The sequence below is a fragment of the Acinetobacter sp. UBA6720 genome (assembly GCF_002454215.1).
Lineage (GTDB): Bacteria > Pseudomonadota > Gammaproteobacteria > Pseudomonadales > Moraxellaceae > Acinetobacter.
In genome coordinates this window covers 1-10,056 of record NZ_DKIK01000074.1, presented here as the reverse complement: position 1 = coordinate 10,056, position 10,056 = coordinate 1, and the positions used below count along the sequence as shown (strand labels likewise).

Annotated in this window: 7 protein-coding genes and 1 pseudogene; 5 read left to right on the top strand and 3 right to left on the bottom strand. The window is 41.0% G+C overall.

Translation table 11 applies throughout. The features are described 5' to 3' along the window. On the bottom strand, positions 1 to 779 hold a 779-nt coding region (locus B4F08_RS06480; protein ID WP_414632460.1), incomplete at its 3' end, for a choice-of-anchor I domain-containing protein. A gap of 160 nt (positions 780 to 939) precedes the next feature. Between B4F08_RS06480 and mdtD the strand changes: the two genes are divergently transcribed. From mdtD to B4F08_RS06460, 4 genes are all read left to right on the top strand, one after another. Further along, positions 940 to 2,331, top strand: a complete 1,392-nt coding sequence (mdtD, locus tag B4F08_RS06475; protein ID WP_291373862.1) for a multidrug transporter subunit MdtD — start codon at positions 940 to 942, stop codon at positions 2,329 to 2,331. Positions 2,332 to 2,372: 41 nt separating this feature from the next. Then, positions 2,373 to 3,218: a GH25 family lysozyme gene (locus tag B4F08_RS06470; RefSeq protein ID WP_414632459.1), complete on the top strand. Its 846-nt coding sequence runs from the start codon at positions 2,373 to 2,375 to the stop codon at positions 3,216 to 3,218. 131 nt (positions 3,219 to 3,349) lie between these two features. Next, entirely contained in the window at positions 3,350 to 4,423 is a 1,074-nt protein-coding gene (gene dinB / locus B4F08_RS06465) for a DNA polymerase IV (RefSeq protein WP_119064832.1), read from the top strand. A 511-nt stretch (positions 4,424 to 4,934) separates the two neighbouring features. Further along, positions 4,935 to 5,291: a RidA family protein gene (locus B4F08_RS06460; RefSeq protein WP_086209804.1), complete on the top strand. Its 357-nt coding sequence runs from the start codon at positions 4,935 to 4,937 to the stop codon at positions 5,289 to 5,291. A gap of 62 nt (positions 5,292 to 5,353) precedes the next feature. On the opposite strand, the gene B4F08_RS06455 is transcribed toward B4F08_RS06460, so the two are convergent. Both B4F08_RS06455 and B4F08_RS06450 read right to left on the bottom strand, forming a co-directional pair. Next, positions 5,354 to 5,896, bottom strand: a complete 543-nt coding sequence (locus B4F08_RS06455; protein WP_110974831.1) for a DUF2726 domain-containing protein — start codon at positions 5,894 to 5,896, stop codon at positions 5,354 to 5,356. A gap of 379 nt (positions 5,897 to 6,275) precedes the next feature. Beyond that, the gene (locus B4F08_RS06450; protein WP_086209806.1) at positions 6,276 to 8,681 is read right to left on the bottom strand and encodes a YgiQ family radical SAM protein; all 2,406 of its coding nucleotides are present in this window, start codon (positions 8,679 to 8,681) and stop codon (positions 6,276 to 6,278) included. Positions 8,682 to 8,996: 315 nt separating this feature from the next. Between B4F08_RS06450 and B4F08_RS06445 the strand changes: the two are divergent. Then, positions 8,997 to 9,878, top strand: a pseudogene (locus B4F08_RS06445) (IS982 family transposase). Positions 9,879 to 10,056 lie beyond the last annotated feature (178 nt).

The window sequence follows — 10,056 nt, the reverse complement described above, 5'->3', positions numbered from 1 at the left end:
CCATCAGCACTGACTGCGATGTACTCAGGCTCCAAATCCTGTGCTACAGAGGTGGTTTGAATACCTACGGTCGCGACATTTGAGTATTGGCTGATGTCTGGACCAAAAATACGAATCCCTGCATCCAATAATTCTTGTTTACGGTCATTCCATGCTTGGAAACCTGCTATGTTTGCTGTTGGTTTTTGAATGTCAGAAACATCAATAATACTAACCGAACCCTCAGGATCAATTTGATAACCCTCATTCGGTTCCGCCTCATTGGCGACCAACACCTTTCGACCATCAGGTGTAAAGGTTAGCATATCGGGTAAAGCACCGACCTTGACTTGGCTAATATAAGACAAATCTTGTGCTTTAAAGAAAGCCACGATACCAGTTTGGGTTTTATCCTCAGCCTGAACCGCAAGCGCAACGATACCATTATGCACCGCGACACTATTCACTTCGGAATTGGCTAAATAAGTTTTGGCATCCAAAGACTGAATATATGTCGGCTGCGCTGGTTTGGAGAAATCCAAAACATCGACCATGCCTTTTTGAGCATTTACCACGAATAGGCGCTGACTCACAGCATCATAAGCGGGTATCTCCGCTGCACTCTGCCCAAATACCCCCGACGCATAACTTGCAAGCTTGACCAGTTCAATATTATTCGGCGTAACTTCCTCAACAACAGGTGGGGATGTAATGGTTTGTTCATCATCACTGCCATTACATCCCACTAAACCCAGCCCCATCCAAGCTAAAAATACGGCACTATATGTTTTATTCATCATGATCTAAATATCAGTTCAAATTTGACCAATGTATGACGCAAGCGTTGCAGTTCAATGTCGTATAGATGTCAATTTGATGGCAGGTGATAAATGCACTTTCACAACATCAGTTCTATATAAATTGAGCTAAACTGTTTAAAAATTTCACTTTGTTGTATCTATGAATCAAACGCCAACCCATCAAGCGCTCGCTCCTGAGTACCGTCTTTTGGTACTTCTGGTTTCGATTGGCTTTTTTATGCAAGGCTTAGATACCACCATTGTGAATACCGCTCTACCTGCTATGGCCATCAGCCTAAATGAGGACCCGCTCCAAATGCATAGCGTGATGGTGGCCTATGTGCTTGCCGTGGCTGCCTGTATTCCCTTGAGTGGTTGGCTTGCAGACCGTTTTGGGGTGCGCAATACCTATTTCAGTGCCATTATCATTTTTACTCTTGCTTCACTGGGCTGTGGTTTTTCTGAAAGCTTAAATGAATTATTGTTCTATCGCGTACTCCAAGGCGTAGGCGGTGCATTATTGCTCCCTGTTGGCCGTTTAGCCATGCTCAAGGTCATCCCGCGGACGCAGTTCTTATCCGCAATGAGCTTAATGAGCCTCGCGGGACTGATTGGCCCACTCATTGGCCCAACACTTGGTGGCTGGCTGGTCGAAGTCAGCACATGGCATTGGATTTTCCTGATTAACCTCCCCATGGGGCTGTTAGGGGTCCTGATTAGTTTTAAAGCCATGCCGAATGTCACAGAACAAAACGTTCCTCGTTTTGACTTCTGGGGTTTTATCCTGCTGGTCATTACCATGGCAGGACTATCTTTAGGCATTGAAAATTTTGCTAGCCCACAGCTAACTTTATGGTGGAGCATCGGATTAGTTGGATTGAGTTTGGTCACTGCACTTTGGTATGCCTATCATGCGCATACGCATCAAAATGCCTTATTTCGTAGCAAGCTGTTTGGTAACCGCATCTATGCCGTGGGTATTCTAGGCAATTTCTTTGCTCGCCTCGGTGGCAATGCCATGCCCTTTCTCATGCCTTTGATGTTACAACTGGCCTTTGGCTTTGAACCCTTAATTACAGGGCTATTAATGATTCCCACAGTGCTAGGTTCATTGGCATCCAAACCCATCATTCGTCAACTGATACAACGCTTTGGTTATCGCCACGTCCTTTTAGTGAATACCCTATTGGTCGGTGCATGTATTGCCAGCTTCGCACTCAACACCGCAGATACCCCAACCTGGCTGCGCGCGCTGCATTTCTTTGTTTTTGGCATGCTGAACTCACTGCAATTTGTATCTATGAATACCCTTACCCTGAAAGATCTGCCACAACAAGATGCCAGCAGTGGTAACAGTTTCTTGTCGATGATCATGATGGTGTCGATGAGTATTGGTGTAGCCTTGGCGGGTACTTTGGTCAATGTCTTTACGGCGTATTTGGGCACAGAGCATATCGTCATGGCATTCCATAATACCTTGATTGTATTGGGCTGTATTAACCTGATTACCGCAGCCATTTTCTGGCACATCCCCAAAGACACCGCAGATTAACAACAGATACAAAGTACGGTCATTCACTGAGCATAATCATCATGGTCAGTTCAGTGAATTCAAGCTATGATGATGAGCTAAAAATCAACACCTACAAAAGCATGCCTGCAAGAAAAAAAGCCGCCGCTTCTCGAAAAACATCATTAGTCTATTACACAGCCGCCTGTGTAATAGTGCTCTGTATCGGTCTCGGAATCACCTATTTTTTCTTGCAGAACAATGTCGCATCTGCTCAAGAGTATCCCGTAAACGGCTTTGATGTATCTCATCATCAGGGCGATATTCAATGGCAATCCATTTCTCCCAAAGAGTTTAAATTCGTCTATTTAAAAGCTACCGAAGGTGGCGATTTTAAAGATCGAAAGTTTCAGGACAACTGGCTTAAAGCACGTGAGCACGGCTTCTTAGTCGGAGCCTATCATTTTTATCGTTTATGTCGTGATGGGCAGATTCAAGCGCAAAACTTTATTGAAACCGTGCCAAAGAAAAAAGATAGCTTGCCACCTGTGATTGATTTGGAATATGACAGTAACTGTATTAATACCTACACCAAAGAACAGCTGCTCAAAGAAATTCAGGTCATGCACGATAAACTGCACGAACACTATGGTTTACAGCCGATCTTTTATACCTCTAAGGCATTTTATAATATTGTTTTAGTCGATAAGTTTAAGAATACACCGCTTTGGATTCGTGAATATCAAGGTCAACCTGAACTCAAGGGCAATCCAAAATGGACCTTTTGGCAACACACTAGCCAAGGACAAATTAAAGGTGTTCCTACCTTGGTTGATCTCAATGTATTTCATGGTTCAGAACAAGAGTGGATACACTTTTTAGAACGCCAAGGACTTTATCAACTGCCACAAAATTTACCCATTAAATAAGTCACCCACCTTCATCTTTAACAAAAAATAAGAACATGAAGACAAACCATGTCGCGCATAGCGGATGAAAGGCTTCGCAATCGAGATAGATAGTGCCATACTTTAGCTGAACCTCCACATCAAAACCGAGTATGCGAAAAATCATTCACATCGACATGGATGCCTTCTACGCATCTGTAGAGTTGCTTGAACGTCCAGATTTAAAGCACTTGCCTGTGGTCATTTCTTCGCACCATCCTCGTGCCGTTATTGCAGCCGCATCCTACCCTGCACGTCAATATGGTCTCCGTTCAGCGATGTCGATGACTCAAGCCAAAAAACGCTGCCCGCAAGTGGTCGTGATTGAACCCAACTTTTCTAAATATCGGGCAGTTTCAGAACAGATTCATACTATTTTCCAGCGTTATACGACCCTCATTGAACCCCTTTCTTTAGATGAAGCCTATTTAGATGTCACTGAAAATTTACAACAACTGGCCAGTGCTACAGAAGTGGCTGAGCGCATTCGCGCTGATATTTTTCAAAGCACAGGACTGACCGCCTCTGCGGGTGTTGCACCCAATAAATTTCTCGCCAAAGTTGCTTCGGACTGGAATAAACCCAATGGGATCTGTGTGATTAAACCCTCACACGTTCAGCAGTTTATTCAGCACTTAGCGCTTAAAAAAATCCCTGGTGTCGGTAAAGTCATGCAAGAAAAGTTAAAAAGCTTAAATCTTGAGACTTTAGGCGATCTACAAAAATTAGATGAAAATGTACTCATTCACCATTTTGGCAAATACGGCAAACAACTGTTTTTATATGCGCAAGGGATAGATGAACGTCCTGTACAAGCAGAACGTGAACGTCAGCAAATCTCAAAAGAAACGACCTTTGATGATGACTTAAGCATTGAACAATGCATGCCATTTTGGCCCCAGTTGATTGAACAAGTTTGGCGAAGTCTCGAGAAAAAACAACTGTATGCTCGTGGCGTCACCGTCAAACTTAAACTCAAGAATTTTCAGACTTTACAGCATAGCAAAAGCTTTAAAACACCTCTTAAACATCAGGCAGAACTACAACTCATCTTAGACAGCCTGCTCAAAGACATGCATATCAGGCCAGAGCAATGCTTTCGATTAGTGGGTGTTGGTGTTTATGCGCTTTCTCACAAAGAAGTACTTCCTCAACTCTCCTTGTGGGAAGATGAAATACCCAAATGAGCTATTTTTTAACCAAAAGAACAAAAATAATGCAATTTAGCATTCACAATATCCTTTTTTAGAGTAATCTAATGGCGCGCTACATTTATCCATGTAAGCGCTGAGATGCTAAAACTCACCTTTACTTTTAGCATAACGTCCTGTGATTGGTGTGACGATCAAATCCAAAGATTACAGGGCATCTCTGATGCTCATCACGACATACTGCTTTTACATCGTGTAGCATTTTAGCCTTATCAAAATAACAATAACTATCTATAATTAATTTTCATCCCCGCATTCCAACTCAGACTAAGCACTGCTTCTTATTTTTACACCACACTCTTCAAATCATAACCATATACTCTCAAAGTCAGTACCACTCTCTTATGAGTCATTTTAGAACCCCAAAAAACCTTAATACTGTAAATAACGGGATTGCGAGCGAGTGATCATCTGCCGCACTTGACTTTGTGATAGGCTATCGAGGTATATATCATGATCTTTAATTCTACGCGCACAGGGCTCTCACATGGCTGTTCAACGTTTGCATGTCTCAAATCGCTTTTCTGAAGTGGCAATTGCTGGAAACCTCATTCATTTAGCAGGACAATTAGCTTCTGACTTTGATTTAGATATTAAAGGACAAACTCAACAGACTTTCGACATGATCGACCAATTTCTTGCCGATGCAGGCACAGACAAAAGCCATATTTTATCTGTGACAATTTATTTAAAAGATATTGAACAAGATTATGCTGCGTTTAATGAAGTATGGGATGCATGGGTTGCCGATATTGATGCATTACCTCGTACTTGTGTTGAAGCAAAACTCTATGATCCACGTGTCTTGGTCGAGTTAACAGTTGTTGCGGTTAAACCTGAATAAATAAATTATTCATCATAAAAGACATGGATCGCATGTTTTTTATGATGAACTTCAAAGCTCAACTAGCCAAGCACACGTAATTTTCGTGTTTGTGCATCATTATAATAGTCGTACTTTTTTGAGGTTTTCTTATCTTTGTTTAAACGTGTTGGGAGATAGACATCTCCATAAAAATCTTCACGTAACTGATGATATTCAGGTACTTCTTCATAACGGATGACTTTATAGCCCGCCATATCGAGTATCGCATCCTGAAATTGGGACTTTTGTGGGCGTTTCAAGGAAAGTGGGTCATCTAAAGCCACGACAGCAACCACTTGCTGCATCGCATCTACCACCACAAAATCGGCCACCAAGTTACGATATTTACTTCGTGTACGTGAAAATTTAGTTGTCAATAAAGCATCATAAGAAACATGTGCAAGTATCGTATGATGGGGTAAAATTTCTTTCAATCGTGTATAGGTTAATTGTTCATTTACATTGAAAATAGCGCGCTGCCTTAATGCACTATCCTGTTGTTTTGTTTTTGGAATTAAACCCTTACTCGCCAAAATCATGGACAGTAGTAGTATCACACTACCAATTACTATATAAGTTGTCATATTCGTATCCTTCTCATATTTATTATAATTTCCGGTCTCACACCGATTTTTATGCGATCAGTATAGCGTGCTGATCATTTTCCCAAACCACGAAATAAAAAATTACAGCTAAATTTGACCAAATGGTTATAAAACTAAACAAATCTTTTCAATGTCATTTGATGTAACATTTATTGCAACTGTGCAAACAACGACATCATTTATTTAGCTAGCTCATACTGTAATAGACTCAATCCTTAGGGTGCAATACTATTTTAGTCTATGCCAAATTTTTCCCGACAAATGACAAAAATCCCTAGAGTGAAGTCTTTTAACTGCTTATAAAAATAATATCGCATAAAAAAGGATGCCAAGGCACCCTTCTTAGTTTCAGTTCCGATTAAGCACGCGACTTAGACTTCGGTTTTGATTTTGAATGCCCAAATGGCTTCTTGGCATCACCTGTTTCACGCGGTGGTAAACCTGTATGTTGCGTCAAAATCTGACCACGCTCAGGACGCTTCTTGGTATTTGACGGACGAGATTGATTTTTCGCTTGTTGGTTACGATTCTCACCATTACGTTTTTGCGAATCACCATCCACGGTTGAGTTCTTTTTACGCGCAGATTGATACTGCCCCTCTGTCCCTTGCGGTTGATAGGTTGGAATCAAATGCTGTTTCGAGTTACCAATCAAGTCTTGGCGGCCCATCTCTTTTAAAGCATCACGCAGCAAAGGCCAGTTGTTTGGATCATGATAACGCAAGAATGCTTTGTGCAAACGACGACGCTTCTCACCTTTCACAATATCCACATCTTCAGTATACCGCGCCACTTTAGCTAATGGGTTCTTACCCGTGTGATACATGGTCGTCGCTGTTGCCATTGGCGATGGATAGAAAGTCTGTACCTGATCGGCACGGAAACCATTTTTCTTCAGCCAAATCGCCAAATTCATCATGTCATATTCGGTCGTACCCGGATGCGCAGCAATAAAGTACGGAATGAGATACTGCTCTTTACCCGCTTCCTTACTGAATCGATCAAACATTTGTTTAAAACGATCATAGGTCCCGATGCCCGGTTTCATCATCTTCGACAATGGACCTTTTTCGGTATGTTCCGGGGCAATTTTTAAATAACCACCAACGTGATGTTGTACCAACTCTTTGACATATTCAGGGTTTAACACCGCCAAGTCATAACGCAGACCCGAACCAATCAGAATCTTTTTGATGCCTTTAATGGCGCGTGCTTTACGATATAGCTGCGTTAAAGGGGCATGATCGGTATGTAAGTTTTGACACACACCTGGATAAACACAGGATGGTTTACGACAATTCTTTTCAATCTCAGGGTCTTTACAGTGCAAACGATACATGTTTGCTGTAGGCCCACCTAAGTCAGAAATGATGCCGGTAAAGCCCGGTGCGGTATCACGAATCTTTTCAACTTCACGCAAAATTGATTCTTCTGAACGGTTTTGAATGATACGACCTTCATGTTCTGTAATCGAACAGAAGGTACACCCCCCGAAACAGCCACGCATGATGTTCACAGAGAACTTAATCATATCAAATGCAGGGAAACGCGCATCCCCATACACAGGATGGGGTAGACGTGCATAAGGTAAATCAAACACATAGTCCATTTCTTCCGTGGTTAGCGGAATCGGTGGCGCATTTAACCAAACATCACGCTCACCATGCTTTTGTACCAAAGCACGTGCATTTCCTGGATTGGTTTCAAGATGTAAAATACGGTTGGCATGTGCATATAAAACTGGATCATCTGCCACTGCTTCAAATGCAGGCAAACGAATCACAGCCAGTTCACGCGGCGGTAATTTATGTTTAATTGCCTTTGAAGACGGCTGTAATTGCACAATTTGTGTATCAGGATCAAGTTGATCCCCTTCACGAACAATTTGATTTGTCACAATTTCTTTTTGGAAATTTTGGTATTGGGTTAAAGAATTACCCTTATCTTTTTCAATTTCACAGCCATCTAAATCTTCAGTCATCACATAAGGATTGATAATCGGATCAACGCGACCAACGGTATCTACATCATTTGATGCAATTTCCACAAACTTGGCTTTAGATGGGCGGTTTAACTTATTCACAATAAATGCCGTGCCACGAACATCGGTAATTTCGTGAATTTTTTCTCCTTTGGCTAAACGATGCATCACCTCAGTAATCGAACGCTCGCCATTACCATACATCAAGAGATCGGCTTTTGAGTCCATCAACACTGAACGACGAACTTTGTCTGACCAATAGTCATAATGTGCAATACGACGTAAAGACGCTTCAATTCCACCTAGCAATACAGGCACATCTGGAAATGCTTCACGCACACGCTGGCAATACACGGTTGCTGCACGGTCTGGACGTTTATTCGGTAAGTTATCTGGCGAATAGGCATCATCAGAACGAATTTTACGATCAGCCGTATAACGGTTGATCATCGAATCCATATTCCCAGCAGTCACCCCCCAAGCAATATTGGGTTTACCTAAAACACGAAAAGCTTCAACATTAGTCCAATCTGGTTGCGCAATAATGCCGACACGGAAACCTTGTGCTTCTAACGTACGACCAATAATGCCCGAACAAAATGATGGATGATCAATATAAGCATCACCGCAGACCAAAATAAAGTCGCAACTATCCCAACCGAGTTGATCCATTTCCTCGCGCGACATCGGCAAAAATGGCGCAGGTTCAAAGCATGACGCCCAATATTTGTCGTAATCAAACAACGCTGTAGGCGCGGTCTGCATAGTATAAGCAGTAGACATGGCTAGCAATTCTCGGCTGGCAGATGAAAGATCTCAAATAGAGATCAAAGATGAAAGCCGATCATTTTACCATGAATTATATTCACCTTGCTTGATTATAATTTATACAACCTAGCTTAATTCATAATCAACTTATTAGAAGAATTATTCCAAGCAAACCTATCTCTTTTATGAAAACCACAATAAAAAAGATAAAATGCTTAATAAATGTAATATATAGATTAACCCGAATCATGGATAAGAAATAGGCTTGAAAAAGAAGAGCACTAGAGCTATCAGTTGAGTTACCACACCAAACTCACAACTCTAGTCCTTATGTTCAATAGTACAGAATTATTTTGTGTAATTGATGATTTCTTCTTAAAATTTGAAGCGACTTACTGGAAATTTCTTAAAGAATGTAACCATTGTCTAAGAATTCGAACCGCTCAACTGAGTATTTCAGAAATCATCTTCATTGCGATTTGGTATAAATGTTCTCATTTTAATAACTTCAAAGCATTCTTCTCATCGTTGAAATAAGACAAAAGCCATTTATTTAAAAGTTTACCCTGTTACATGATTCAAATGACGCGCATGATTCATTTAGTGAATACACATCAACTCGCTTTACATGCCTTGCATTTCGCTGTGATGAAAGATCATCAAAGTTCGTATTTATGGATTGATTCAACTACTTTGCCAGTCTGCAAAAATCAGCGTATTCAGCGACATAAATCCATATCATCAATTGCAACGCGTGGTAAAAGCTCAATGGGATGGTTCTTTGGTTGTAAGCTACATTTACTGATGAATCAATCAGGTGAGATTGTGAACTCAGTTTTATCTAATGGACATACAGCAGACATCAAAATGGTTAAACAGTTGGTAGAAGGATTAAAAGCAAAGCTTTATGCTGATCGTGGCTATATTAGTCATGAACTGAAAGCTAGGCTTAAAGAACAAGATATTGATTTAATTACATATCATCGTAAAAACATGCAGGCAGTTCAATTGTCAAAAGAAGATGAATATTACCTAAAGCAGCGCAACAAAATAGAAACGTTATTTAGTTTGCTCAAAGGGAAATATAATTTGGTAACAAGTAACGCGAGAAGTGTTGAAGGCTATTTAGCTGGTATTTATGCCTCTTTATGTGCTTACCAATTATGTCATCAAAACAAGCCAATCATTCGGGTTGTGGAATCATTGACTTAAACAGGATTCGGGTAGATTAAGAAAGCCGTTCTAAACTTTCAGACTGAGCAGAATGCAGACAAAGATATGGAATCACATGATCATGCATGAATATAAATTTTTATACTATATGGTTTCTGATCTCTTCTTCTTTCCTTTTTCTCGTTGCCATAAAAAACACCCCTAACCGTCAGGTTAG

Excerpts from the sequence above, each read along its gene's own strand:
- mdtD (WP_291373862.1), top strand. The coding sequence starts at position 940 with ATGAATCAAACGCCAACCCATCAAGCGCTCGCTCCTGAGTACCGTCTT.
- B4F08_RS06470 (WP_414632459.1), top strand. The coding sequence starts at position 2,373 with ATGGTCAGTTCAGTGAATTCAAGCTATGATGATGAGCTAAAAATCAAC.
- dinB (WP_119064832.1), top strand. The coding sequence starts at position 3,350 with ATGCGAAAAATCATTCACATCGACATGGATGCCTTCTACGCATCTGTA.
- B4F08_RS06460 (WP_086209804.1), top strand. The coding sequence starts at position 4,935 with ATGGCTGTTCAACGTTTGCATGTCTCAAATCGCTTTTCTGAAGTGGCA.
- B4F08_RS06455 (WP_110974831.1), bottom strand. The coding sequence starts at position 5,896 with ATGACAACTTATATAGTAATTGGTAGTGTGATACTACTACTGTCCATG.
- B4F08_RS06450 (WP_086209806.1), bottom strand. The coding sequence starts at position 8,681 with ATGTCTACTGCTTATACTATGCAGACCGCGCCTACAGCGTTGTTTGAT.